We start from the raw sequence: 24,556 nt of genomic DNA, 5'->3' as shown, positions 1-24,556 counted from the left end.
GTTCCTGGCTGTGTTTGGGTGGGTCTCTTCTTCTGGCGCTCGCGGGCGGCCTCACCGCTGTTGGCTGCGGCGACGATAGCCCCTCGGACGGCGCGGGTGGCGCGGGGGCTTCCGGTGGCGCGGGGGCTTCCGGTGGCGCGGGCGGCGATGGCGGCGCTGGCGGTGCGGGGGCTTCTGGCGGCGCGGGCGGCACGGGCGGCACGGGGGGCGAGGCGCCGATCGAGACGGTGCCGCCGTCGGGCACCGAGCTGATCCGCGTCAACCAGGTCGGGTACCTGCCGGCCGCCGCCAAGGTCGCCACGGTCGTCGCCGCGGCCGACGAGCCGCATGCGTGGGAGCTCGTCGACGCCGGCGGCGCGGTGGTCGCCAGCGGGGCGACCCGCGTCGTGGGCGACGACGCGAGCTCCGGCGAGCACGTGCACACCATCGACTTCAGCGGTTTCACGACCGTCGGGGAGGGGTACACCCTCCGTGTCGGGGAGGTGTCGAGCCACCCGTTCGACGTGGGCCCGACCATCTACTCTCAGATGAAGTACGACGCGCTCGCGTACTTCTATCACAACCGCTCCGGCATCGAGATCCTGGAGCAGTACGTCGGCCCCGACCACGCGCGCCCGGCGGGGCACCTGCCGGACGAGGCCCCTTGCGGCGCGGATATCGGCTGCACGTACACGCTCGACGTCACCGGCGGGTGGTACGACGCCGGCGACCACGGCAAGTATGTGGTCAACGGCGGTATCTCCGCCTGGACGTTGCTGAACCAGTACGAGCGCTTCGTCGCGCTCGGGTCCACGGCGGACGACTTCGGCGACGGCAAGCTGAAGATCCCCGAGAACGCGAACCAGATCCCCGACCTCCTCGACGAGGCCCGGTGGGAGATCGAGTTCATGCTCGCGATGCAGGTGCCGGAGGGCCAGGCCAGCGCGGGCATGGTGCACCACAAGATCCACGACCTGGAGTGGACCGGCCTGCCGCTGCCGCCGCACGAGGATCCGCAGCCGCGCTTCCTGCGCCCGGTCAGCACGGCGGCGACGCTCAACCTGGCCGCCACCGCGGCCCAGGCCGCGCGCATCTGGCGCGAGCTCGATCCCACGTTTTCGGCCCGGTGCCTCGAGGCCGCGACGCGGGCGTGGACCGCGGCGAAGGCGAACCCGAAGGTCGTGCCGGACGAGAGCGGCGTCGTGGGCGGCGGCGGCTACGGGGACGCGGAGCTGAGCGACGAGTTCTACTGGGCGGCCGCCGAGCTCTTCCTCACCACCGAGGACGCCGCGGTTCAGGCCGAGCTCGCGGCGTCGCCGTACAGCCAGGAGCTCGGCGGCGTGGACGGCACGTTCAGCGCCATGACGTGGGGGCAGGTCGACGGGCTGGGCGCCATCTCGCTCGCCGTTGTCGAGGCCGAGCACGCCGCGGCGGAGCGTGAGGCGGCCCGGACGAAGCTCGTCGCCATCGCCGACAAGTACCTCGAGGTCATCGGGGCGGAGGGCTACCGGGTGCCCTTCAAGGCGAACGAGAGAGGGTATCCCTGGGGCTCCAACTCCTTCGTGCTCAACAACATGCTGGTCCTGGCGCTCGCCCACGACTTCACCGGCGAGCAAAAGTACTTCGACGGCGTGGCGTCGGGCGCGGATTACCTCCTCGGGCGCAACCCGATGGACAAGTCCTATGTCTCCGGCTACGGCGAGAACCCGCTCGAGAACCCGCATCATCGCTTCTGGGCGCACCAGCTGGACGCGTCGTTCCCGTCCGCTCCGCCCGGCGCGGTCTCCGGTGGGCCGAACTCCGGGCTGGAGGATCCGGTGGCGAAAGAGGCGCTCGACGCGACGGCCGACCGCGCGAAGTGCGTCCCGCAGAAGTGCTACATCGACCACATCGAGGCGTGGTCGGCGAACGAGATCACGATCAACTGGAACAGCCCGTTCGCGTGGACGGTGGCCTGGCTGGACGAGAAGGCCAAGGCGAGCGCCCAGTGACATTCATCCGGAGCGCGGCGGTGAGGCACGTCGACTGAACGTCGGGGCTTTTGAGCCGCCAAGGACGCCAAGGACGCCAAGGACGCCAAGAAAATCTCAATAATTTTGGCGTCTTCTGGCGCCTTGGCGGTTCCATCCTCCCGGCAGGGCGGGGGAGCTCCCCACCCCAGGCGTGGCGCGGCGTGGCCGCGCTGCGCCACGCTCGGTACGCGATTGGCCGCGACAACCGTCCAGGTTCTGCTAGGTTGCGCGGCTTTCATGAATCCAGCCTCATCGCTCGACGCCTTGCCCGCGCCGCTCGCGGGCGCCCTCGCCCGCCGCGGCTTCACCTCCCTCACCCCCGTCCAACAGGCTGTCCTCGCCCCTGAGCTCGCCGGGCGGGACCTTCGTGTCTCATCGCAGACCGGCTCCGGAAAGACCGTGGCCATCGGCCTCGCGCTCGCCCCCCGCCTCGAGCGCGCCCTCGCCGATCGCGCCGCCGCGGCCGCGCCCGACGGCGCGCCCCGGGCCGCGGCGGCTCCGGCCGCGGTGATCATCGCGCCGACGCGCGAGCTCGCCGCGCAGATCGCCGGCGAGCTCAGCTGGCTCCTCTCGCCCCTCGGCGCGCGCGTCGCGTGCGTCACCGGCGGCACGAGCTTCGGCGCCGAGGCGCGCTCGCTGCGGCGCGACCCCCTGGTCATCGCCGGGACGCCCGGCCGCCTGCTCGATCACCTGGACCGCGGGACCCTCGACCCGCGCGGCGTCCTCGCCCTCGTGCTCGACGAGGCGGACCAGATGCTCGACCTCGGCTTTCGCGACGACCTCGAGGCGATCGTCGGCAAGATGCCCGGGGATCGCCAGACCCACCTCGTGTCCGCCACCTTCTCCCGCGAGGTCCGGGCGCTCGCCGATCGCTTCCAGCGGGACGCGGTGAGCGTCGAGGGCACGCGCCCCGGCGCTGCGAACGGCGACATCGCCCACGTCGCCCACCTCGTGCTGCCGGCGGAGCGCGACGCGGCGGTCGTGAACCTGCTGCTCCTCGCGCCCGGCGAGCGCACGCTCGTCTTCGTGCGCACCCGCGAGGGCGCCGCCGAGCTCGCCGACAAGCTCACCGCGCTCGGCCTGCCCGCGCGCGCCCTGAGCGGCGACCTCGAGCAGCGCGAGCGGACCCGTACGCTCGACGCGTTTCGCTCGGGCGCCATCACGACCCTCGTCGCGACCGACGTGGCCGCGCGCGGCATCGACGTCCCCGAGGTCGGGCGCGTCATCCACGCCGATCCCCCGGGCGATCCGGAGATCTTCACGCACCGGAGCGGCCGCACGGGCCGGGCGGGCCGCAAGGGGACGAGCGTGCTGCTCGTCGCGCCGTTCGCGCGAGAGCACGCGCTGAGGCTGCTCCGTCGCGCGCGCGTCGAGGCCACGTTCCGGCCGGCGCCGTCGCCGGACGACGTGCTCCGCGCCGCCGACGAGCGGCTCGCCGCCGAGCTCGCCGCGGTGCGCCTGGAGGGCGCGGCAGCGGGCGATGCGGTCGCGGGCGACGCGGCCGCGGTCGACGCGGCCGCGGTCGATGCGGCCGTGGTGGATGCGAACGTGCGCGGCCCCCGCGAGGCGTCCGGCCCCGCGCCCGAGGCGCGGCACAGGCAGCTCGCTGCGCGCCTGCTCGCGGACATGGACGCGACCGAGCTCGTCGCGGCCCTCCTTGCGCGGGCGAAGCACACCGGCCCCTGCGCTCCGCAGCCCGTCACCGCCGTCGCGCCGCCCCGCTCCGAGCCGCCTCCGTCGCGCGCCCGGCCGCCTGCGCCGCCCTGGTCCGGGGCCCCGTCGCGCGCCCGGCCGCCTGCGCCGCCCTGGTCCGGGGCCCCGTCGCGCGCCCGGTCCTCCGCGCCGTCCTGGTCCGAGGCGCCGACGCGCGCTCGCCCCGCCGCTCGTCAAGGCAACGGGGAGCAGCCCCCGCGCCTCCCCTTCGTGCCTTTCCAGGTCAACTGGGGGGAGCGCCACGGCGCCGACCCCCGGCGCCTGCTCGCGCTCGTGTGCCGCCGCGGCGGCGTGTCGAGCCAGCAGATCGGCGCGATCCGCATCGGCTCCACCGCGTCCGTCGTCGAAGTGGCGTCCCCCGCCGCGCCCGAGTTCGCGCGCGCGGTCAACCAGCCCGACGCGCGTGACGCGCGGATCCGCATCGTCCGCGCGAGCTCGATGCGCGTCGAGTAGCGCCGCCCGCCGGAAGGCCGGCCAGGCATCCGGAGAGAGAGCCGGCGCGAAGGCGCGAAGGGCGCGAAGACGCAAAAATTCACGGCAATTGTTCTTTCTTTTGCGCCTCTGCGTCTTTGCGCCTTTGCGTTGAACTCTCTCCCTCTCCTCTCCCTCTCCCGCTCCGCTTGCGAGGCAGATCCCGCGCTACGGCTGTGATCGCCTGCGAGGCCGTGGGGTTTCCTGATTTCTCGGAGACCTCGGGTGTTGTACAACGGCCGGGTGAACCGAAGCTCGAACAACAAGCCACCCCTACGCCGCCTCGCGAGCCCGGCCGCGGTGCTCGCTGCAGTGCTCGGTCTTGCGCTCGCCGCGTGCGGCGGCGCCGTGCCTCCGCCGAACGACCAGCTCGCCTCGTCCCAGGCCGCCATCCGCGCGGCCGACGAGATGGGCGCCGGGTCCGACCCGCAGGCCACCCTCCACCTGAAGCTCGCGCGCGAGCAGCTCGAGAAGGCCAAGCAGCAGATGCAGGCCGAGGACAACGAGTCTGCCACGCGCCTCCTCCAGCGCGCCGAGGCCGACGCCGAGCTCGCGCTGGCGCTCGCGAAGGCGCGCTCCACGCAGGCCGAGGCGCAGGAGGCGCTGAAGCAGGTCGAGAAAATGAAGCAGGCGGGGGTCAAGTGAAGCGCGAGGTGATGGTGATGGCTTCCCTGGTGAAGAACCCGTCCTGGCCTGCCCGGTCTCTCGCCCTGTGCGCCGCGCTCTACGCCGCGTCGGGGTGCGGCGCGGCGGTCCCGCCGAAGGAGCTCGTCGACGCCCGCGCGAGCTACAGGCGCGCGGCGGAAGGCGCCGCCTCGCGCCTCGCGCCCGCCCAGCTCGACACGGCGAAGCAGGCGCTCTCCCGCGCCGAGGGGGCGTTCGGCGAGGACGCCGAGGCCCCGCAGACGCGCGATCTCGCGTACATCGCCGACCGCAAGGCCCAGGAGGCCGAGGCGGCGGCGGCGCTGCTGCAGGCGCAGCGCGACAAGGCCGCGGCCGAGGACGCCTTCAAGGACCTCTCGCAGCAGCAGCTCGCCAGCGCGAGGGAGGCGCTGCACAGCGGCCAGCAGCAGATCGAGCGGGAGCGGCACGCGCGCGCCCAGGCCGAGACCGCGCAGCAGCAGGCCGAGAGCGCGCGGCTCCAGGCCGAGAGCGCGCGCACCGCGGCCGAGAAGGCCCGCCAGGAGGCCGAGGCGGCGCGGCGGGAGGCCGAGCGCGTCGCGAACGCGGCGCTCGCGAGCCTCAAGGAGATCGCCGCGGTGAAGGAGGAGAAGCGCGGCGTGGTCATCACGCTCTCCGGCGCGGTGCTCTTCGCCTCGGGCAAGTCCGATCTCCTGCCGATCGCCAAGGAGAAGCTCAGCCAGGTCGCGGCCACGCTGAAGGACCAGGGGTCGCCGCCCATCAGGATCGAGGGGCACACCGACTCGACCGGCTCCGCCCAGGCGAACCGCAAGCTCTCGCTGGAGCGCGCCGACGCCGTGAAGGCCCACCTCATCACGGCGGGCCTGCCCGGGGACAAGATCGCGACCGTCGGCCACGGGCCGGACCGCCCCGTGGCGGACAACTCGAGCACCGAGGGCCGGGCCAACAACCGGCGCGTCGAGATCATCGTCAATCCCACCACCCAGCAGTAGAAGCGCCTGCCCCACGGGTTGTGCCGGGGGCGCCGGCGGTGATAAGCACGGCGCGTGATCGGACGCTTTTTCCGCCGGATCTGGCAGGAGTACGTCATCGACCTGCGCGACCGGCTCGACGCCGAGGCGGCGCACCACCGGGCCACAACGCCCGCGGGGGAGGTCACCCGCCAGGTGGCGTGCGTGTTCCTCACCGTCATCGGGGTGCTCATCTTCGTCCGGTTCGCTGGCAACGAGCACGACACGCGCTGGATGGTCGATGGCCTGCGCGCCGTGGGCCTCGACGGCGCCGCGGCGAGGCTCCACGACGCGCTGAACACGTCGCCGGATCGCCGCTTTCACCAGCGGATCGTCTGGGCGGCCGGCCGCCTCGTCGGTTATCTGATACCGACCCTCGTCGTCGCGAAGCTCGTGCTGCGGGCGCCGATCCGGAGCTTCGGCCTGCGCGTCCGCGGGACGGCGCGGCACCTGCCCGTCTACGGCTTCCTGTTCGCCGTCATGGCGCCGTTCCTCTACGCCGCGTCGCTCTCGCCGGCCTTCCAGGCGAAGTATCCCTATTACAAGCTCGCGCCGGGCGAGGGCCCGTGGCCCTGGCTCTGGGCGTGGGAGGCGCTCTATGCCGCGCAGTTCGTGGCTCTCGAGTTCTTCTACCGCGGCTTCTTCCTCCACGGGATCCGCCGCGCGCTCGGCTACTCGTCGATCTTCGCCATGATGGTGCCTTACGCGATGATCCATTTCGGCAAGCCGCTGCCCGAGGCGCTCGGCTCGGTGCTCGCCGGGTTCGTCCTCGGCACGGTGAGCCTGAAGAGCGGCTCCATCTGGGGCGGCTGCGCCATCCACATCGTCGTCGCGACGTCGATGGACCTGCTCTCCCTGTGGCATCAAGGGCGTCTATGACGGCGCGCGGCCGCCGCCTCGCCGCGTAGAGCAGGCGTCTCGCGGCTGGCTGCGCTGCGCGCTCCTCGCACGAACTCCATTTCCCGCCGGGAGGGACCGCGATATGCCTCCTGCGACGACGATGGGGCGAAGGTCGCGACGCGCGCTTCTTCTCGCGATGAGCGGCGTCCGGGTCAAGGACGAGGAGCTCGCGCGCCTGGGGCTGACGCTGCCGGGCTTCGTCGAGCGCAGCGAGGTCATCGCGTCGCTGCCGAGCCTGGGCCTGCTCACGATCGCCGCGCACACGCCCGAGGGCTGGGAGGTGGAGTACCGCGAGCTCGACGCCATCGCCGACGCGGACGTCGCGCGCATCGTGGACGGCCGGTACGATGTCGTCGCCATCTCGTCGCTCGCGGCGCGCGCGCTCGACGCCTACGCGCTCGCCGACCGGCTGCGCGCCGAGGGCGTCACCGTGGTCCTCGGCGGCCTGCACGCCTCCGCGCTCCCCGACGAGGCGGCGCAGCACGCCGATTCGGTCGTCCAGGGCGAGGGGGAGCTGCTCTGGCCGGCGCTGCTCCACGAGCTCGGCGAGGGCCGGCTGCGCCCGCTGTACAGCGCCCGGAGCGGCGCGTGGCCCGCGTTTCAGATAGAGGGCGCGCGGGTGCCGCGTTATGACCTGCTCGACGTCGCTCGGTACAACCGGTTCACGCTCCAGACCACGCGCGGCTGCCCGCTCGCCTGCACCTTCTGCGCCGCCTCGCGGCTCATCAGCCCCTACAAGCGCAAACCCATCCCGCTCATCCGCCGCGAGCTCGACGCCATCGTCGAGGCGTGGCCGCGGCCGTTCCTCGAGCTCGCCGACGACAACACGTTCGTGCAGAAGCCCTGGGCGCGGGAGCTCGCGCGGCTCTTCGTCGAGTACAACGCGCGGCGAGCGCGCCCGATCGCGTGGTTCACCGAGACGGACATCTCGGTCGCCGACGATCCGGAGCTGCTCGATCTGCTCGCCGAGTCCAACTGCGCCGAGCTGCTCATCGGCCTCGAGTCGGTCAACCCGACCGCGCTCCGGGCCGCGGAGCCGCGGGGGTTCAAGGCCGCGGAGCGGGCCCGCTACGTCGACTCGGTCGGCCGCATCCAGGAGCGTGGGATCCCGGTGAACGGCTGCTTCGTGCTCGGCTTCGACGAGGACGATGACGGCGTCTTCGAGCGCACGCTCGCGTTCGCCCGGGAGTGCGATCTCGCCGAGGTGCAGATCACGGTGCTCACGCCGTTCCCGGGCACCGCGCTCCACCGCGCGCTCGAGGCGCAGGGGCGGCTGCTCCGCCCCGTGTTCTGGGACGCGTGCACGCTGTTCGACGTGACCTTCAGGCCAGCGCGCATGAGCGTGGAGGAGCTCGAGCGAGGGTTCCGCTGGCTGATGGGCGAGCTCTACAGTCCGGGGGAGACCGCGCGCCGGCGCAGCCGGTTTCGCCGCGCCACACGCGCCCGCAGGGGACGGCATGCGCGATCCTGATCGACCGTCGTTCGCCCGCGCCGCGGGGCGGCTGCTCACCTTCCGGCTCTCGCGCGACGACCTCGCGCGCCTCGACGGGCGGCACCTCGCGCTCGGCCTGGCCTGCACCTGGCTCGTCGGCGTCGGGCGGTTCTGGGACGATCCGGTCGCCAGCGCCTGGCGCAAGACGGGCCTTGGCTCGGTCGTCTATGCCATCCTCCTGAGCGCGTTTCTCTGGATCGTCGTGGCGCCGCTCCGGCGCCCGGACGAGCCGCGGCTCTCGTACGCGAAGCTCCTGACCGTCATCACGATGACGGCGCCCCCGGCGGCGCTCTATGCGATCCCGGTCGAGCGCTTCACCTCCATGCCCGTGGCCATCCAGCTCAACCTCGGGTTTCTCTCGGTCGTCGCTGGCTGGCGCGTCGCGCTGCTCGTCCACACGCTCCGGCGTGGCGTGGGGTTGCGCTGGCCCGCGGTGATCACCGCGACGCTCCTGCCCCTCGCGCTGATCGTGACGGGGCTCACGTATTTCAACCTGGCCACCGGCGTGATCGAGATCATGGGAGGGCTGCGCGATCGCGCCAAGAGCCCGGACGACGGCGTCAACGGCGTGCTCCTGGCGCTCGCGCTGCTCTCGCACCTCGCGGTGGGTCCGCTCCTTGTCGTCTACGGGGTGCTCGTCGTGAAGGCGCGGTGGTGGCGCGGCGGAGCGGTTCGCCGGAATCGCTGACCCGATCCACGGGGCAGGGGACGCGCGGGTCCTGCGCTCCCTCCCTGGGGCCGTCAGGCCAGGGTCCTGCCGCCGTTCACGGACAGCTTCTGGCCCGTGATGAACTCGGCGGCGTCGGACGCGAGGAAGGCGACGGCCTCGGCGATGTCGTCCGGCGTGCCCATGCGCCGGAGCGGGTTGCTCGCCCGGTAGGCCTCGATGGCCTCGGCGCTCGCGCCCTCCTGGAGGTGGCGCTCGACGACGACCCAGCCGGGGGACACCTGGTTGACGGTGATCCCGTGCGGGCCGAGCTCCATCGCCCAGGAGCGCGTGAGGCCGAGCTGCGCGCCCTTCGCCGAGACGTAGCTGGAGAACTCGGGGACGCCCTGCTCGAAGACCTCGGACCCGACGTTGATGATCCGCCCCGACCGGCGCTCCTTCATCCCCGGGACCACCGCCTTCGCGAGGAGGAGCGGGCTCTTCACGAAGAACTCGAGCTGGTCGAGGCAGTGCTTCCAGGTCAGGTCCTCCAGCTTGACGAACGGCTGCGGGCCCGTCGCGTTGAGCACGAGCACCTCGACGGGGCCGAGTCGGGCCTGCACCTCGCCCACGAGGCGGGCGACGTCCTGCTCGTCGCGCACGTCGGCCCGGAACGCCTCGGCCTCGCCGCCGCCCTTGCGGATGTCCTCGACCACGCGCGCCGCCTGCTCGCCGCTGCCGAAGTAGTTGACCGCCACCCGCGCGCCCGAGGCCGCGAGCTTGCGGGCGATGGCCGCCCCGAGGCCGCGGGAAGCGCCGGTGACCAGGGCGACTCGTTTGGATAGTTGGTGCGCCATTCAGGCTTCTCCAGGAGATGGGTGACCGCGGTTCGCTCGCCGCTGCGAAGGAGATCGGCCGCACAGGCGCGCCTCCAGGGGCCTCCCTGCCGCGCGGGCGCGGACCGCTCGCCGCGCGGGCAGAGAAGCAGAGAAGACGAGGACCGACAGCGGGTCGAGGTCGGCCACCCCCAGCTGTAGACGAGCACGATCCAGCAATACAAGATTTTTCCGCGCTTGGACTTGATAAGGGGTCTTTCCGGCAGCATAATTGAAGTTTTTCAATTCAATCGCTGCTGGGCCCACCGGGGATGGTGTACGCTGGGCCACATGAACAAGCGTGCGATCCGGCAAGCCTTGCGGCTCCTGGTGATGCTCGCCATGGGGCCTGTGTTCTGTGCGGCGGTCGGGATCACGGTGATCCACGCGTGGCTCGACGTGCGGCGCAGGCCGCCGGGGCGGCGTCCTTTCGCGCGCGCCGGGGTGCGGTATCGCCGCCTGCGCCTGCGCGAGCAGGCGCCGCTGTGATCGGCGCGGCGCCTGCTCCGCGTGGCGGCGGGGCGGGGTCGCGCCGCGCCGGCGCGGCTCAGCGTACGAGGAGGAGCCAGGCCAGCGCCGCGGCGGTCGAGGCGAGCGTCACGGGGACACCCACCCTGGCGTAAGCGCGGAAGCCGATCTCGCGCTCGGCGCCCACCGTCTCCACCACGATGATGTTGGCCACCGAGCCCAGCAGCGTGAGGTTGCCCGCGAGCGTGGACACCAGCGCCGTCGTGATCCACGCGAGGTGCGGATCGGGCTGGCTGCGGATGTACGAGTCCGCCAGGAGGATGAAGGGGACGTTCGAGACGATCTGGCACCCGGCGAGCATCGCGATGCTCAGCCCGAGCAGGCCCATCGTCGGCCCGGCGGGGAGGAAGGGGCTGGCCGCGCGCAGCGCCTGCTCGGGCATGCCGGTCTTCTGGAGGCCCGCCACGACGATGAAGAGGGCCCCGAAGAAGACGAGCACGGTCCACGACACCCGCTCGAACAGGGCGTTCGCGTCGCGCCGGTGGAGCAGGATGACCGCGGTCGCGCCGCCGATCGCCGTCCACGCGAGGTTCGCGCCGAGCACGAACATCACGGACACGACCACGATGCAGGCGAGCGGCGCCAGGGCGCTCGGCCGGGCGCCTCCCGCCGGCAGGGGCGCGGGCGCGGGCTCGGGCGCGGGCGCGGGCGTCCGCACCGAGATGCGGCGCCGGAGCAGCAGGTGCAGCGTCACGGCCGTGACGGCGAGCCCGATCAGCGCGGCGGGGCCCGCCTCGAGCAGGTACGTGCGGTACGAGATGCCGGAGAGGTGGCCCACGAGCATGTTCTGCGGGTTGCCGGCGAGCGTGAGCGCGCTGCCGGCGTTGGCGCCCATCGCGAGCGCGAGGAGGTACGGCGCCCGCTCGAGCCCCGCGCGCCGGGCGGTCCGGTCGACGAGCGGCGCCAGCATCACGCAGACCGAGTCGTTCAGCAGCACCGCGGAGGCGAGCCCGGAGCCCACCGTGACGAGGTAGAGCAGGCGGACCGGCGACAGGTCCCGCTGCGCGACCCACGCGGCGGCGCGCTCGAACACCCCCGCGGCGTCGAGCGACGCCGCGAGCAGCATCATGCCGAGCAGGAGGCCGATGGTGTTCGGCTCGATCGCGGCGAACGCTTCATGCGGGTCCAGGCCGGCGCCCGGCTGGATCGCGCTCAGGAAGACCATGGCGCACGCGCCCGCGAGCGCGCCGGCCGGGCGCCCGATGGGCAGGATCGACAGGCGCCGCGCCGCGATGAGCATGTACGTCACGGCGAATACGAGCAGGACGGACAACACGGCGCGGATCTAGAGTGGTCGGGGGGGATCCTGTCAAACTGGGAATGCCAAGGCATGGGCAGGCAGCTCTCGACCCCCACCGCGATCCTCCTCGGCAGCGCCATGATCGCCGCCGCGGTCTACCTCGGCCTTCGCCACGGCCCAGCCGGCGTCCCCGCGGACCCGCGCCCCGCCGGGGAAGCGCCGTCGCCGTCTGCCGGTGCGGCGTCCGCCGCAGGGTCGGCGGCTCGGGCGGCTGGAGCGGGCGCGCCGGCGCGGGCGGCTGGACCGGACGCGCCGGCGCGCCACGTCCAGCCGCCCGCGCCGAGCGCGGCGCGCGGCGAGGTCGCGACGCAGGCCGCGCGGGCGCTCGAGGCGCACCGGCCCGCCTTGATCGAGCGCTGCTACAAGCCGGCGGTCGCGGCGCAGCCGGCGCCGCGCGGGGTGAAGTACGTCTTCAACCTCACGTTCGACGCGCAGGGCCGGCAGCTCGCGCGCGGCATCATCGAGGACCGCGAGGCGTCGCGCCCCGAGGTCACGGCCTGCCTGGTCGACGCGCTGCCGCCGGTCGCCGTCGCGCCGCCAGGGGCGAACGTGCGCGTCGATGTCCCGTTCTCACTGCCGTGATCGAGCGGAGGGCCGGGCGCGCGGGCTCGCCGCCGGGCGTGAGCGCGGCGCCCTTGACGCACCCGCCTGAACGCCCGATGCCGGAGCGGTGACGCCCGACCAAGCCTTGAAGGAAGCGGCCACCGGCGCCCTCCGCCCCGTCTACCTCGTGCTGGGGGAGGAGCGCTGGCTGGTCGATCGCGTGGTGACCGCGATCCGGGAAGCGGCGGCCAAGGGGGGCATCGCCGGCTTCAACGAGGACAAGTTCACCGCGGGCGACGCGCCTGTCGAGTCGATCCTCGGCGCCGCCCGCATGCTCCCGATGATGGGCCCGCGCCGCTTCGTGCTCGTCCGCGGCGTCGATCGCTGGGAGAAGAAGGACGAGGGCGACGACGGCGAGGGGGACGACGACCGCGGCGCGAGCGGCGCGAGCGGCGCGAGCGGCAAACGGGGCGTGTCGAAGCAGCTGAGCCCGCTCGACGCGCTCGCCGAGTACGCCAAGGCGCCGTCGCCGAGCGCGGTCCTCGTGCTCGTCGCGACGAAGCTCCACGGCCAGCGCCGCCTCGTGACCGCCGCCAAGAAGGGCGATTTCCTCGTCGGGTGCGAGCCGCTGAACCGCCGCGCCTTGCCCGGCTTCATCGCGACCGTCGCCCGCGAGAAGGGCAACCCGATCGCGCCCGACGTGGCCGATCAGCTCGCCGAGCTCGCCGGGCCCGAGCTCGGCTACGTGGTCGACGCGCTCGAGCGGCTCTCGCTGTACGTCGGGCCGAAGCAGCCGATCACCGAGGACGCGATCGCCCAGGTGGTCATCCGCGTCCGGCAGAGCACCGTCTGGGAGCTGATCGACGCGCTCGGGAAGCGGCGCCTCGACCGCGCGCTCGCGGCGCTCGCCGACGCCTACGATCCGCGCGACGGCGGGCTGCGGCTGCTCGGGGCGGTCTCGTGGTCGGTGCGGCAGATGGTGAAGTTCGAGTCGGCGCTCGCCGGGGGCGCGAGCCAGGCCGAGGCCGCCCAGCGCGCGGGCGTGGCCCCGTTCAAGGCGAACGACGTGGCGCAGTCGGTCCGCCAGCTCCCGAAGGGCGCGCTCGCCGGCTGGATGCGCGTGCTCGCAGAGACGGATCTCGCGCTGAAGAGCAGCCGCCGCCCGGCGCAGGCGGTGCTGGAGGCGATGCTGATGGAGATGTGCGCGCGCTGAGCTGAGCTCGGTGACCGCCTCGCAATCCGGGGCTCGAAGCCTTCACTCCTCGACGCTGCGCCGCACTGCGAAGGCGAGGCCGCAGCCCTCGATCTGCTCGCGATGGAGCACGCCCGTCGGCGAGAGGCCTTGCTGGTCGACCCGCCGGCCCAGGCGCAAGAGGACCTTCTTCGCCGCGAGATCCACGAGCGAGACGCGCGCCGAGCTCGCGGACGTCGTGCGCTCGACCGGGCTGTCGGCCACGACGATCAGCACCTCCGCGCCGGCCGCCTTCTTCGCCAGCTCCATCGGGGAGTGGTCCAGCTCCTTGCGGTGCCTCTTCACGGCCGCGACGTCGCGGGCCGCGCGCACCGAGCCCTCGAACGCGGGGCCGAGCACCGCGAGGCCGAGCCGCGCCTCGGAGAGCCGGCGGACGTTCGCTGTCTCCTCGTCGACCTTGGTCCCGCCGAAATACACGCCTCGCACCTTCGTGAGCAGATCGCGCTCCTCGGACGAGGGCGGAGGTTTCAGGAGGCACAGGAGGAACGCATCCTTGTCGGAGCCGCGCGCGGCGTCGTCGATGCCGCGCGCGTCGCGCAGCTCGGCGCGAGGAGCGCGCACGTACACCGCGGGCCGGCGGAGCAGGGCGTCGAGCGCCCCTGGGGCGCGGAGCGAAGGGTCGACGACATCGGCCGGGTCCCCCTCGCTCGCGGCCTCGCCGATCCAGCGATCCGTCGCCTCGACGAAGCCCTCGTGGCCCGCCGGGAACTCCGCGCGGCGCTCGTCGAGCGCGGCCAGCAGGGCGCGCCGCTCGGCCTCGACGGCGCGGCGATCCTGGACGTACATCGCGATCGCGAGGAGCACGACGGCCGCCGCCGTCAGCAGCGTGAGCAGCCGCGCGCGCCCGAGCCGCTTGTCGCTCGCGAACGTGCCCTTGATCCCGGCGCGAGCCGCGTGATGGCGCGCGCGCGCCCGGTGGCTGGCGGCCCGCTCCACGCGCGCGCGGAGGGCGGGGTTCATCCGCTCCGTCGTGAGGAACGTCGCCACGTCAGCTCTCCCGACCCACGACGGAGGGACCCGCGAACGCGGAGTCCCGACCCACGACGGAGGGACCCGCGAACGCGGAGTCCCGACCCACGGCGGAGGGACCCGCGAACGCGGAGTCCCGACCCACGGCGGAGGGACCCGCGAACGCGGAGTCCCGACCCACGGCGGAGGGACCAGCGAACGCGGAGTCCCGACCCACGACGGACAGCGCCCGGGAGGCGAGCTGATTGCGATCGATGTTGCGATCGATGAGGCCCTCGAGCTCGCCGCGGGTCACGCCGAGCCGCGCCGCGGCCTGGGCCGCGAGCGAGGTCGCGGCCACGCCGTCGACGAACTGGTACGTGGGCTTCTGCGCCGCGTCGAGCTCGACCTGGACGAACCGGAGGTTCCTTATCGCCTTCTCCCGCTCGAGCCGCGCCGCGAACGTCAGGAAATGCGTGGTGATGAACGCCTGCGGGCGGAGCTTCTCGAGCAGCGTGACGACGAGCTCGAAGATCTCCTCCCCCTCGGACGGGTTCGTCCCCGAGCAGAGCTCGTCGAGGATCACCATCGCTCCCGGGCCGAGCTCCTCGAAGAGCGCCCGGATCCGGAGCAGCTCCATGCCGAGCCGCCCCTCGCTCTGATCGAACTTCGTCTCCTGGATGAGCGACACGACGAGCCCCGGGACGCGGGCGACGCTCGCCCTGCGCGCCGGCACGAACATGCCCGCCTGCGCGAGGAGCTGCGTCAGCGCCACCGACTGGAGCAGGCGCGTCTTTCCGCCCGAGTTCGGCCCCGTGACAAGGAGCGTCGTGTCGGCCCGATCGGTCACGACGTCGCACGGCACCGCCTTCCCTCCGCCGGCGACGAGGAGCGGATTGAAGAGGCCGAGGAGCACGCGCTCGCCCTCCGCGGCGGACCGGAGCTCCGGCAGGCAGACCTCGAGCCCCGCCGCTTCGGCGAGATCCCGGAAGCCGAGCGCTCCCAGGTAGACCTCCATCTCTCCGACGAGCGGCACCAGCTTGACGACCTGATCCTCGACGCCCTCGAACACCGCGTCGACGAGCCTCGCCATGACCTCTCCGTCGCCGAAGCTGTACCCGCGGAAGAACATCTCGAGCTTCGCGAGCCAGCGCCGCACAGGCGACAGCACGAACGGGTTCTCCTGCCGCTCCCGGACGGTCACGACGTCGAAGCCCCGGATGCGGCCGTCGGCGCCGACGCGGATGTCCAGGCGGAGCGTCGCGAGGTGCTCGTCGTAATCGAGGAGATCGGCCATCGATCGATATCCCTCGGTCGCCTGCACCGCCTGGCCGAAATCGCGCAGCCGGGAGAGGCCCGATCGCGCGCCCTCGAACGACCCGCTCATCAGGTCGAAGACCTCTTTGACGATCGCGAGCACGTCGAGCTGCCGCCGCGTCGGATCGAACTTCTTCCCTGCCACCGCGCCCTCGAGCGCGCCCCGCATCCGGCACGAGGCCGTGTAGAGCCGCTCGAGCTGCGTGCGAAACGTGGGTGAGCCCGAGAGCTCGTGGAGGACCCCCCTCCGGAGCTCGGTCACGCGCGTGTCGCTCGGGGGCCGGGAGAGGACGCGGAGGATGAACCCCCGGTTGACGACGGCCTCGTGCCCCCCGACGCGGACGCGGAAGCACCGGGCCACGAGCTCCTCCAGGAACAGATCCGGCGCGAAGCTCTTCGGATCCCACGTGGAGGGCGCGATGGGCGCCCGATCGAGCGCCTGGCTGAAGAGCCCGCCGGAGACGCCGCTGGTGAACGCGAACGAGAGCGACTGTCTCAGCTCGTCGAGATCGGTCCGCGCGGGCGGGTCCACGAAGAGCAGGCTGGGGATCTTGTCCGTGGACGGGAGGGCGGGCGCGTGGGGCACGTCGGGCGCGCAGGGCTTACCGGGCTCGGGCGGGCGGGCAATGCTCTCGGCGGGGACCTGCGCGCGGATCGGGTGCATGAGCAGACGACCCGCGCGCGCGGGAAAAGTTCCCCGTCTCCCGCGAAAACCCGCGCCTCCCCCGGTGCCGCCGTGGGACCGCCTCCGCGACCGCGCTGATGTACCCTCGGGCGAGCCGCCCATGACGACCGCAGCCCCCTCGCCGCCCGCTCGCCCCGCTTCCGAGATCCCTGTCGCTCCCTCGATCCCGCTGCTCGGCAGCCTGCCGTGGATGGCGGTCGACGCCGCGGGCTTCCTGGAGCGCGTCGCCATCGAGAAGGGGCCGATCGCCCGGATCCCGTTCGGGGCCGCGGGCATGGTGATGCTCACCCACCCGGACGACGCCCGCTACGTGCTCCACGAAGCGGCCAGGAAGTACCTGCGCGGCGACAAGTCGAGGGAGACCGTACAGCCCGTCTTCGGCAACGGCCTGGCGATCAGCGATCCTCCGTTCTGGCTGCGGCAGCGGCGCATCATGCAGCCGAGCTTCTCTCGCGCGCGGATCGCCAGGATGACGGCCGCGATGAACGCGGTGGCCGAGCGCCACCTCGCGCGCCTCACCGATGGCCAGGAGCTCCACGCCCACGACCTCATGCTCGGCATCACGCGCGACGTCATCGTGGAGACGATGTTCTCGCAGCAGCTCCCGTCGGACATCGCCGCGCTCGACGGCGCGCTCGCGGAGATCGACCGCTACATCAAGATCCGGATGCTGCTCCCGTTCCGGGTGCCGCTGTCCTGGCCGCTGCCCTTCAACGTGCGCATCCGGGAGGCGACAGCGGCGTTCGACCGGGTGGTGTACGGCATCATCGACCGGCGCGAGCAGGGCGGAGAGCGGCCGGGGGACCTGCTCGACGCGCTCCTCGACGCGCGCGACGAGGAGACCGGCGAGCGCATGTCGCGGAAGGAGCTGCGCGACGAGGTGCTGCACATCTTCTTCGCCGGGCACGAGACCACGGCGAACACGCTGACGTGGGCGACTGTCCTGTTCACCTTGCACCCGCGCGAATGGGAGCGGGTGCGGGGCGAGGTGGACAGCGTGCTCGGAGGCCGCGCGCCCGAGGCGGAGGACGTGCCCAGGCTGACGCGGACGGCCATGGTCCTGCGCGAGACGCTGCGGCTCTACCCGCCGGCCTGGATGATCGTCCGCGAGGCGACGGAGGACGACGAGATCCGCGGTTATGCCATCCCGCGCGGCACGTCGGTCCTGATCTCCCCCTTCGCGATGCATCGCCACCCGTCGCTCTGGCCCGAGCCGCGCCGCTTCGATCCGGAGCGCTTCGCGGGCGATCCGGCGACGACGGGCGCCGGCAAGAACTGGGCATACATGCCGTTCGGGGGCGGGCCGCACGTATGCATTGGCAACCACTTCGGGCTGACGGAGATGGCGATCGTGCTGGCGCGGCTCGCGCAGCGGGGGAGGCTCGTCGCGCTGCGGCCAGAGGAAGCGCGACCGCGCGGCACGACCGCGCTCGGGCCGTCGGGTCGGGTGCCGGCGCGATTCGAGGCGCGGAGGCCCACGGGCGCATGCTGACCGGCTCAAGGTGGAACAAGAAAAATGACCTTCAAAAGCGCAGTCATTGGACACACGGCGCAGACAACCAGCAGGATCTTGGCCATCTTCGAGAGGCCCAAGGCAAAAGCACAACTGGCATACCAGGATGACAATGGCATTCGCACGCTCGACGTACCAATCCACAGCGCACCTCCCTACGGGCTCGCCACGTTCGAGCTGAGCGAGCTGAGCGGAGAAAGGATCCGTTACGGCATCGTCGAGCACGATACAGGAGAGCCGCTCCCGACGCCCGCGGACAGCCTGAGTGTCAACGGCTCCGCCTTCCGCACCGTGCCGGACGGGCCGATGCGAATCGGCCTCGTGAGCTGCAACAACATCGACGATCACGCGTTTCCCAAGGAAAGGCGGACGGCGATGTGGCGAGCGCTCAAGGCCCTCGTGGACGAAGGCAAGGTGGACCTCCTGGTTCACGCCGGAGATCAGATCTACGGCGACGGCGACCCAACGGGCTGGTCGCCCTCGGAGGGACGAGCCGCCGCGTACCGCAGGCACTACGTGCAAACGTGGTCGCACCCCGACGTGGCGGCCGTCCTCGGCAGCTGCCCGAGCGTCATGATGTGGGACGACCACGAGATCTACGATGGGTGGGGGTCGAACCCCGAGGACGGCACCCCTCCGACCGTGGAGCGCTACAGGGCCGCGGAGCAGGCATTCAAAGAGTTTCAGATGCCTCTGAATCCGAACCGCCTGAGCAAGTCAGGGTTCGGTTGGCTCGCGCAGCACGGCGACATCGCGATTCTCGCGGTCGATGGGCGGTCGCAGCGCTCATGGAAGAGCGGGACGATACTCGGCAAGCAACAGCTCGACGACCTCGAGACCCAGCTCGGTCAGCTCGCAGGGCTTCATCTCAGGCATCTTTTCGTCGTCGTCGGCGTGCCCGTCGTCACCGTGCGACTCGCCCTCGCCGAAACGGTCGCGAGCGCGTTTCACTTGGAGATAATCGACGACGTTCGGGATGGCTGGGTAGCCTCCAACAACCAGAACGAATGCAGGCGCTTCCTGATGTCCCTCATGAATTTCGCCGGCTTCAGTCCCAACACCCAGGTGACCCTCCTGGGCGGCGACATCCACGTGGGTACCCTCGCGCAAATCGACACGGCGCTCGGATTCGGACAGCCACGCTCTCAACCGCACATCTTCCAGGTGACTGCATCCGGCATGTCGACCGCCCCTCCCCGGGGACTGGAAGCCACGTTCTACTCCGCGCTGATGAACGGCAAATCCATGAACCTGGTCAACAAAGACATTACCGGATTCCTTCACAGGATCGCTGGCTCTGATCACAGGTATTGCGTCATTCAGCGCAATTTTGCCATCATCGATCCGACCGATGGCGGGGCAGGTTGGGATAGAAACAACAACCTGACGGTGCGCTTTCACGCGGAGAGGAACAGCGGCGCCATCGGCGTCCTCGAACAAGTCCTCCAGAGAACCCACAGGTGAGCGCCGGATCGGCTCTTTAGACGATGAAGAGGGGCTTGCCGAGCGCGCCGTACGGCGGTCCGGACAGTGCTCTCAATCGTCGGCGTCGCCTTCACCCGGGATCTGGTGCTTGATGTACGTGTCCCAGAGATCGCCGAAGAAGAACGCGCCGAGGCGCGACACCGCTGCCGCGCGGCCGCTGAGGGTGGGCACGTTGCGCGCCCTGAGGGTGGCGAGCTGCCGCAGGAAATCCGCGAAATGGACGTGCAGGATGCCCTGCGCCACGGGTCTGCCCTCGACGCTGGATCCCTCTCGGATCGTCGTGAACAGCGTCGTCGTGTCGGGCCAGACGTCGAAGCCGGGATGGTCGTGGATCGTCTTGAACCCGTCGAGGAGGTAGCGCTCGCCGTCCTCGCCCGTGAACTCCAGGCGGTAGATCATCCGCTTCGTGCGGGCTTCCGGATCCTCGATGAACAGGTTGAAGCGCCCTCGCTCCACGAGCGCGCGCGAGCCGAAGCCCGCGCCGTCCACGTAGCCCTCGCACGTCACCTCGTGCTCGCGCGACTCGATGAACTTGTGGAGATCGTCGATCACGATGGTCAGCCGGAACTCGAAGGCTCTCCCTTCGCTCTTCGCCAGCGCCTCGGCCGCCCCGTATTCCTCGGGCGTGCTCGCGGTCGTGACGGACCGCGTCAGGTGCCCGCGCATCTTCTCCGTGAACTCGACGCCGGGCGCGGGCTCGGCGAAGGCGGGGACCTGGAGCGAGACGGTGGTCGGTACCTCGATCCGCCCTGTAGCGCGGCCGTGGATCGCGTCGGCGACGCGCTCGGCGAACGCGGAGATCGTGAGGAAGGGGTTCACGCCCAGGCTCGTGGGGATGATGGCGCCATCGGCGACGAAGAGGCCTGCGTGCGTGTCGCCGCTCTCGCGGAACGCCTGGCCTGCGTGCGTGACGGCGCCTAGCTCCGCGGTCTCCCCCATCGGGCAGCCCCCCAGCGGGTGCACGGTGATCGGGTTCTTACCGAGCGCCTTGCTCCAGCGAGGGTTTGCGACGTACGTCCCGCCGTGCGTCTTCGTGAGCTCGTACATCGCGCTGGAGATAAGCTTGAAGACGTCCCGGTGGCCGACTGCGCCCCAGATGACGCGAGGGTTGCCCTCGGAGTCGAGCGTGACGCGCCCGTCCGCTCCGTCGTGCCCGATCCCGAGGTGGACGAGCGAGTGGTTCAGCGCGCCGCTCCGCGTCGCCGAGAAGGTGTCGGCCACGACGCGCTTCAGCTCACCGGCCTCGTCGAGCCAGCCGCTGTCGGTGTCTCGGCCGGAGAGCGCGGAGATGCTCGCTATCTTCCGCGCTGCGTCCACGAACGCGGATGGAATCGCGCCCTCCATCACGATGAAGTCGGCCGCGCCTGTGCCCCCTGGGCGGCGGAAGTCGACGAGGCGCATGATCGTGGGGCCGACGTCCGCGTGGCCTTGCTGGCGGCCGAAGCCGAGCGAGTCCTTCGGTGGACCGTCGGTATTGTAGGCGCAGCCGAACTGGTCGGCGTTCGAGCTGAAGTGGTGACCGATACGCCCGGAGAGGTCCAGCCCGCGCTCGCGGGAGCGGAGGAGGACGCCGGTCGAGCCCAGCGACCCGGCGCCGAGGACCACCGTCCGCGCGAAGACGATGCGATCCAGGGGCGGCGAGGACGGGTCCGCGCGGTGGCTCAAGAAGACGTAGTAGCCGTTCTTCGCCGGCGCCTCGACGAGGAAGCGGACCTCCGTCTGCGTGAAGATCCGCGCCCCCGCGGCGCGCGCCATCGGGAGGTAATTCATCATCAGCGTGTTCTTCGCGCCGACATTGCACCCCGAGACGCAGTCCCCGCACTTCGTGCACATGCGGCGGTGGACGCTGTGCGCGTCGAGACCCTCGTGCGTGGAGTTGATCGCGAGGTTGGGGACGAGGACCGGCCTGCCGAGCTTCTGGCCCGACAGGGCGTGGGCGTCGGCCTTCGCGGTCGAGAACGCGGCGGGCGCGATGCCGAGCGTCTTTTCGGCCTTCTCGTACCAGGTCCAGAGCTTGCCGCTCCGGGCCTCGGCCTGGATCGCAGACGGGAAGCGAGCGCTCGCGAACACCTCGACCAGCGGCCGTATGGCCACGTTGGCGTTGATGAGGGACGTGCCGCCGAGGCCGTTCCCCGAGAACACGTCGAGGTCGTGGCCGAATTGGTAGTCATAGAGCCCCAGCGGGTTCGCCGAGGTCCGCAGCTCGAGCGCCGCCTGCGCCGGGTCCTCGGGGAACGTGCCGACAGGGAACTCCTTTCCCCGCTCGACGATGCACACCGAGTGTCCGTGCGCGGCGAGGCGCGCCGCGACGATCGCTCCCCCGTAGCCGGACCCCACGACGACCACCCCGTAGCGATCCTGCAGGTCCAAAATGGACGAAGAGAGACGAGGCCACATCACACACCTCCCGCCCGCCGGTGCCGGAGTCCATTCCCACAGCACGGCGCGTGCACCCGACCCGACTCTACAGCGGTGCGGGCCCCCGCGTATACGCCGATGATCGAGGAAGGGCGGGAGAGGCAGCCAGGGGGTGGGGCGCGGCACCACGCCTCCGCCGCCGCGGGGCCCGGCCGCGAACCGCCCGACTACGCCCCCTCTGCCCACGAGCAGCATCGCCTGTCCGAGGGGGCCGATTCCAAAGGCCGAGCCGCCGCACTTGTCGTGGGAAGGAACGAGTACCGCGCGTCGCGCCCAATCGAGAACGACGTCCGCTTGCCGAACGAGACGCCCAGCGAGAACGGCCAACTATCATGACACCCCCGCGGCGTGCAGCGCGATGTGGCGCATGTCCTTGAGCCCTTCCTTGCACTGGCGCTTCGGCGCGTACATGCGGTCCGCGTGCGTCCACGTGGCGAGATGTCCGCCAGTGCACGGTCGCACCCCGGCCAGTGCACGGTCGCACCCCTAAGGACGACGACGGGCGGTGTGCTTCCGTGCTAGCGTTGCAAGGCGTGGGTGCCTTCCTCAGAGGAGACGTGACTGCGGTCGCGGAGCACGCCACGCGGAAGAGGGCCCGCGATGGATGAGCCCTTATTGGAGGGAGACGGCGATGATGCGGCATCGAAATGACATTCCAGGCGCGCCCGCGCGCGGGCTCCTCGGTGGTCCAGAGCATGAGCATGACCCGATCGGGGTTCGCCCTGCTCTCGAGGCCAGGCTGCGTCGCGCGCCGTGTATCCGGCGAGGGTCGCGGTTGGCTGTCGCCCGTAAGCCCGTCACGTTGAGAGGGGACACGCGGCATCCTCCCTGTCCTCGCGACGGGCATCGCTGAGCGGTATCGCCGTGCTAAGCGCCTTCCAGTACGCGCTCATGGCCCTCGTGCAGGTCACGCTCGGCGTCGCCCTGGTGTACAAATGGAAGTTCGATTATCCCGAGCAACCCTTCGGTGAGTTCGCTCAGAGCGCTCCCACCCTGGTCAGCGGCATGCTCGGTGTGCCCCTGCTGTTCGGAGCCGTGTACCTCTGGATGCGCTATGGTAGCCAGGAGGTGTGGCCCAAGTTACGAGAGCTGTTTGTTGTCCTTGCTCAGAGTATCCGAGCCGTCGTCGCTTCATGCGTGATCTTGGCAGCCGTCACTCTCTGGTTGGTGGTGCGGCTCGCCACCAGTGGTCCCATCGAGATCAAGCTCAACTCGGGCCTGAGCGCGCGCGCGTACATCGATTGCTCGGACACCAGCGCCCCAGCGACGACGTGCGCGCCAGCGCGCGAGGTGAAGGAACGCGTCGTCCTGCGAGTCGGCCGGGGCGGGATCGACACTGTATGGGACATGGGCGAAGAGAAGATCTTCCGGCGCATCACGGAATCTACGCTGATCGAGCCCAACGTGAGCATCGCCGCGCCGAGCGGCTCGACCAAGCTGGCCATCCTGCTCTGGCAGCTCCAGAGCAAAGCGCGGTCGAGCAATTTCGGGGAGCTGGTCAAAACGGTGGCCAACGATCTGGGCACCATAGCGCGAGACTCGGACTCGGTCGTCGAGTGTATTGAGATTAATCATACATACTCCGATGCTGCCTTGACGGTCTGGAGGAAAGCTCACCCCGAATTGAGCGTTGTGTCCGTCTCTGGGACCTTTGATGACGGGCTGATCAACATCGACATAAATTCCGAAAGGTCGTCGTTCCGCATCCGGCTTAACAACCCGCCTGACGGACGCGAGCTGGGCAGCTCCAGCCAGGCCGACGTGCAGGCCGAGCCCGGGCGGAACAGCGGGTCGGAGCAGGGCGGTGACGAGGAAGCGCAAGGATCGCTCATCGGTCTGTTCCTGGATATCTCACTTCGTAACAAGACCTCGTTGAACTTCGCTCTCGGAAGTCATGGTGGTCCGGTCGCGAAGTCCCCTGAGGAGATCGGGGCCAAGATCGGCACGCGCGTCGCCCTGGAGCGCCTCGCCTCGGGCGAAGTCAAGGAGGCGCTCGCGTGGCTCGATGGCGCGACACGGTGGCAGCCGGCCAGCGACATGCGAACGTACGATGAAGATCTTCGCGACGCGCTTCGCATCATCGCGGTCAGCCGTCTGGCGAACCCTGCGCGATCCTCGATATCTCCTTGGTCGGATCTGCTCGCTGCTTACCGTAAGGACCGGCGTCGACCGGTGCTTGTCGGAAAGGCGGCGGAGGAGAGCCTCGCCGTTCTCGTTCGGGCAGCCTCCGTCATCGCATGGAGTCGTGTTACCGCGCGCGTCCAGCCATTGTTGATTCAAGCTCTTGAAGGGAACCCTTCGGTGAGTCCACGTGATATAGCGCCTGCCTTCCGAAGGGCCCTCAGAGAGGAGCTTGGGGCGAGCGAGCCGCAGGCTGTGGAGTACATGATCGATAATTACCATTTGGTAATTGCCGACAATGTTCGAAACATCTCCGCGTATTTCGAAGCACAGGATGATAAGGAGCGGTACGCGAGGCATATGGACAATTTGAAGCACGTCGCGGCCGATCTGGCGGAGGACGTTCGTGAAGGTGGTATGTTTCGGTGTGGAGAGGCGTTTTCGGTTGGCGGCACGAGAACCTCGCCAGTCGTGATCTACCCTCGAGACGTTATTGTTCGTGTGCTGGACAATGTCATCGCTTGCCCCGTGTCAATGTGCGGATATCCCGAGTGGGTGGGAGAGCTGGCGAGAGCGATGAGAGGCATGCCGGGATGCAACTGAGCGGTGAGCGCGATCTTGCGTCGGGGCGCCGCCCATGTGGAGCCCTCACGTGGCGATCTGCAAGCGGATCTGCGCTCCGTGCGCATCGGAGGTCCGTTACGGC

At 70.8% G+C, this 24,556-nt stretch carries 18 protein-coding genes; 13 read left to right on the top strand and 5 right to left on the bottom strand.

Features of this window, described 5'->3' with window-relative positions:
• Nucleotides 1-14 precede the first annotated feature (14 nt).
• The 7 genes from WMF44_RS28775 to WMF44_RS28745 all read left to right on the top strand — a co-directional run bounded on the left by WMF44_RS28775 (nt 15) and on the right by WMF44_RS28745 (nt 8,907).
• Nucleotides 15-1,970, top strand: coding sequence for a glycoside hydrolase family 9 protein (locus tag WMF44_RS28775; protein ID WP_437293250.1), 1,956 nt, complete (start codon nt 15-17; stop codon nt 1,968-1,970).
• 258 nt (nt 1,971-2,228) lie between these two features.
• The gene (locus WMF44_RS28770; protein WP_437293249.1) at nt 2,229-4,157 is read left to right on the top strand and encodes a DEAD/DEAH box helicase; all 1,929 of its coding nucleotides are present in this window, start codon (nt 2,229-2,231) and stop codon (nt 4,155-4,157) included.
• Nucleotides 4,158-4,418: 261 nt separating this feature from the next.
• Complete coding sequence (locus WMF44_RS28765) at nt 4,419-4,820, top strand: DUF4398 domain-containing protein (RefSeq protein ID WP_437293248.1); 402 nt, start codon at nt 4,419-4,421, stop codon at nt 4,818-4,820.
• A 17-nt stretch (nt 4,821-4,837) separates the two neighbouring features.
• The gene (locus WMF44_RS28760; protein WP_437293247.1) at nt 4,838-5,809 is read left to right on the top strand and encodes an OmpA family protein; all 972 of its coding nucleotides are present in this window, start codon (nt 4,838-4,840) and stop codon (nt 5,807-5,809) included.
• 54 nt (nt 5,810-5,863) lie between these two features.
• Nucleotides 5,864-6,706 (top strand): CPBP family glutamic-type intramembrane protease, encoded by an 843-nt coding sequence (locus WMF44_RS28755; RefSeq protein ID WP_437293246.1) that lies wholly within the window; start codon nt 5,864-5,866, stop codon nt 6,704-6,706.
• A 157-nt stretch (nt 6,707-6,863) separates the two neighbouring features.
• Nucleotides 6,864-8,198: a B12-binding domain-containing radical SAM protein gene (locus WMF44_RS28750; RefSeq protein ID WP_437293245.1), complete on the top strand. Its 1,335-nt coding sequence runs from the start codon at nt 6,864-6,866 to the stop codon at nt 8,196-8,198.
• The gene (locus tag WMF44_RS28745) at nt 8,185-8,907 is read left to right on the top strand and encodes a hypothetical protein (RefSeq protein WP_437293244.1); all 723 of its coding nucleotides are present in this window, start codon (nt 8,185-8,187) and stop codon (nt 8,905-8,907) included. Before WMF44_RS28750 ends, WMF44_RS28745 begins: the two co-directional genes overlap by 14 nt.
• A gap of 53 nt (nt 8,908-8,960) precedes the next feature.
• On the opposite strand, the gene WMF44_RS28740 is transcribed toward WMF44_RS28745, so the two are convergent.
• Nucleotides 8,961-9,722 carry an SDR family oxidoreductase gene (locus tag WMF44_RS28740; RefSeq protein WP_437293243.1) on the bottom strand — a complete coding sequence of 254 codons (762 nt, stop codon included), beginning with the start codon at nt 9,720-9,722 and terminating at the stop codon, nt 8,961-8,963.
• Between the two features lie 309 nt (nt 9,723-10,031).
• Between WMF44_RS28740 and WMF44_RS28735 the strand changes: the two genes are divergently transcribed.
• Nucleotides 10,032-10,229, top strand: a complete 198-nt coding sequence (locus WMF44_RS28735; RefSeq protein ID WP_437293242.1) for a hypothetical protein — start codon at nt 10,032-10,034, stop codon at nt 10,227-10,229.
• A 58-nt stretch (nt 10,230-10,287) separates the two neighbouring features.
• Here the strand turns inward: WMF44_RS28735 and WMF44_RS28730 are convergent, their stop codons facing one another.
• Nucleotides 10,288-11,544 carry an SLC13 family permease gene (locus tag WMF44_RS28730; protein WP_437293241.1) on the bottom strand — a complete coding sequence of 419 codons (1,257 nt, stop codon included), beginning with the start codon at nt 11,542-11,544 and terminating at the stop codon, nt 10,288-10,290.
• Between the two features lie 54 nt (nt 11,545-11,598).
• Between WMF44_RS28730 and WMF44_RS28725 the strand changes: the two genes are divergently transcribed.
• Both WMF44_RS28725 and holA read left to right on the top strand, forming a co-directional pair.
• Nucleotides 11,599-12,150: a hypothetical protein gene (locus WMF44_RS28725; protein WP_437293240.1), complete on the top strand. Its 552-nt coding sequence runs from the start codon at nt 11,599-11,601 to the stop codon at nt 12,148-12,150.
• Between the two features lie 88 nt (nt 12,151-12,238).
• Nucleotides 12,239-13,324: a DNA polymerase III subunit delta gene (gene holA / locus WMF44_RS28720; RefSeq protein WP_437293239.1), complete on the top strand. Its 1,086-nt coding sequence runs from the start codon at nt 12,239-12,241 to the stop codon at nt 13,322-13,324.
• A 42-nt stretch (nt 13,325-13,366) separates the two neighbouring features.
• Here holA and WMF44_RS28715 read toward each other — a convergent pair whose 3' ends face one another.
• Both WMF44_RS28715 and WMF44_RS28710 read right to left on the bottom strand, forming a co-directional pair.
• Nucleotides 13,367-14,350, bottom strand: a complete 984-nt coding sequence (locus WMF44_RS28715) for a hypothetical protein (protein WP_437293238.1) — start codon at nt 14,348-14,350, stop codon at nt 13,367-13,369.
• Between the two features lies 1 nt (nt 14,351).
• Nucleotides 14,352-16,292: a MutS-related protein gene (locus WMF44_RS28710; protein WP_437293237.1), complete on the bottom strand. Its 1,941-nt coding sequence runs from the start codon at nt 16,290-16,292 to the stop codon at nt 14,352-14,354.
• 121 nt (nt 16,293-16,413) lie between these two features.
• On the opposite strand from WMF44_RS28710, the gene WMF44_RS28705 reads away from it, so the two are divergent.
• Both WMF44_RS28705 and WMF44_RS28700 read left to right on the top strand, forming a co-directional pair.
• The gene (locus tag WMF44_RS28705) at nt 16,414-17,805 is read left to right on the top strand and encodes a cytochrome P450 (protein WP_437293236.1); all 1,392 of its coding nucleotides are present in this window, start codon (nt 16,414-16,416) and stop codon (nt 17,803-17,805) included.
• Nucleotides 17,806-17,829: 24 nt separating this feature from the next.
• Nucleotides 17,830-19,290: an alkaline phosphatase D family protein gene (locus WMF44_RS28700; protein ID WP_437293235.1), complete on the top strand. Its 1,461-nt coding sequence runs from the start codon at nt 17,830-17,832 to the stop codon at nt 19,288-19,290.
• A gap of 72 nt (nt 19,291-19,362) precedes the next feature.
• Here the strand turns inward: WMF44_RS28700 and WMF44_RS28695 are convergent, their stop codons facing one another.
• A complete protein-coding gene (locus WMF44_RS28695) occupies nt 19,363-21,708 on the bottom strand; it encodes a GMC family oxidoreductase N-terminal domain-containing protein (RefSeq protein ID WP_437293234.1) in 2,346 nt (781 codons plus the stop codon).
• Nucleotides 21,709-22,620: 912 nt separating this feature from the next.
• On the opposite strand from WMF44_RS28695, the gene WMF44_RS28690 reads away from it, so the two are divergent.
• A complete protein-coding gene (locus tag WMF44_RS28690; protein ID WP_437293233.1) occupies nt 22,621-24,453 on the top strand; it encodes a hypothetical protein in 1,833 nt (610 codons plus the stop codon).
• Nucleotides 24,454-24,556 lie beyond the last annotated feature (103 nt).

The organism is Sorangium sp. So ce426 (assembly GCF_051475585.1).
GTDB classification, from domain to species: Bacteria; Myxococcota_A; Polyangia; order Polyangiales; family Polyangiaceae; genus Sorangium; species Sorangium cellulosum_B.
This window is presented reverse-complemented; position numbering and strand designations above follow the sequence as displayed.

Bases quoted from the DNA above. Each gene is read 5' to 3' on its own strand.
- WMF44_RS28770 (WP_437293249.1), top strand. From the start codon at position 2,229: ATGAATCCAGCCTCATCGCTCGACGCCTTGCCCGCGCCGCTCGCGGGC.
- WMF44_RS28760 (WP_437293247.1), top strand. From the start codon at position 4,838: ATGGCTTCCCTGGTGAAGAACCCGTCCTGGCCTGCCCGGTCTCTCGCC.
- WMF44_RS28750 (WP_437293245.1), top strand. From the start codon at position 6,864: ATGAGCGGCGTCCGGGTCAAGGACGAGGAGCTCGCGCGCCTGGGGCTG.
- WMF44_RS28745 (WP_437293244.1), top strand. From the start codon at position 8,185: ATGCGCGATCCTGATCGACCGTCGTTCGCCCGCGCCGCGGGGCGGCTG.
- WMF44_RS28740 (WP_437293243.1), bottom strand. From the start codon at position 9,722: ATGGCGCACCAACTATCCAAACGAGTCGCCCTGGTCACCGGCGCTTCC.
- WMF44_RS28735 (WP_437293242.1), top strand. From the start codon at position 10,032: ATGAACAAGCGTGCGATCCGGCAAGCCTTGCGGCTCCTGGTGATGCTC.
- WMF44_RS28725 (WP_437293240.1), top strand. From the start codon at position 11,599: ATGGGCAGGCAGCTCTCGACCCCCACCGCGATCCTCCTCGGCAGCGCC.
- WMF44_RS28710 (WP_437293237.1), bottom strand. From the start codon at position 16,292: ATGCACCCGATCCGCGCGCAGGTCCCCGCCGAGAGCATTGCCCGCCCG.
- WMF44_RS28705 (WP_437293236.1), top strand. From the start codon at position 16,414: ATGACGACCGCAGCCCCCTCGCCGCCCGCTCGCCCCGCTTCCGAGATC.
- WMF44_RS28700 (WP_437293235.1), top strand. From the start codon at position 17,830: ATGACCTTCAAAAGCGCAGTCATTGGACACACGGCGCAGACAACCAGC.
- WMF44_RS28695 (WP_437293234.1), bottom strand. From the start codon at position 21,708: ATGTGGCCTCGTCTCTCTTCGTCCATTTTGGACCTGCAGGATCGCTAC.
- WMF44_RS28690 (WP_437293233.1), top strand. From the start codon at position 22,621: ATGGCCCTCGTGCAGGTCACGCTCGGCGTCGCCCTGGTGTACAAATGG.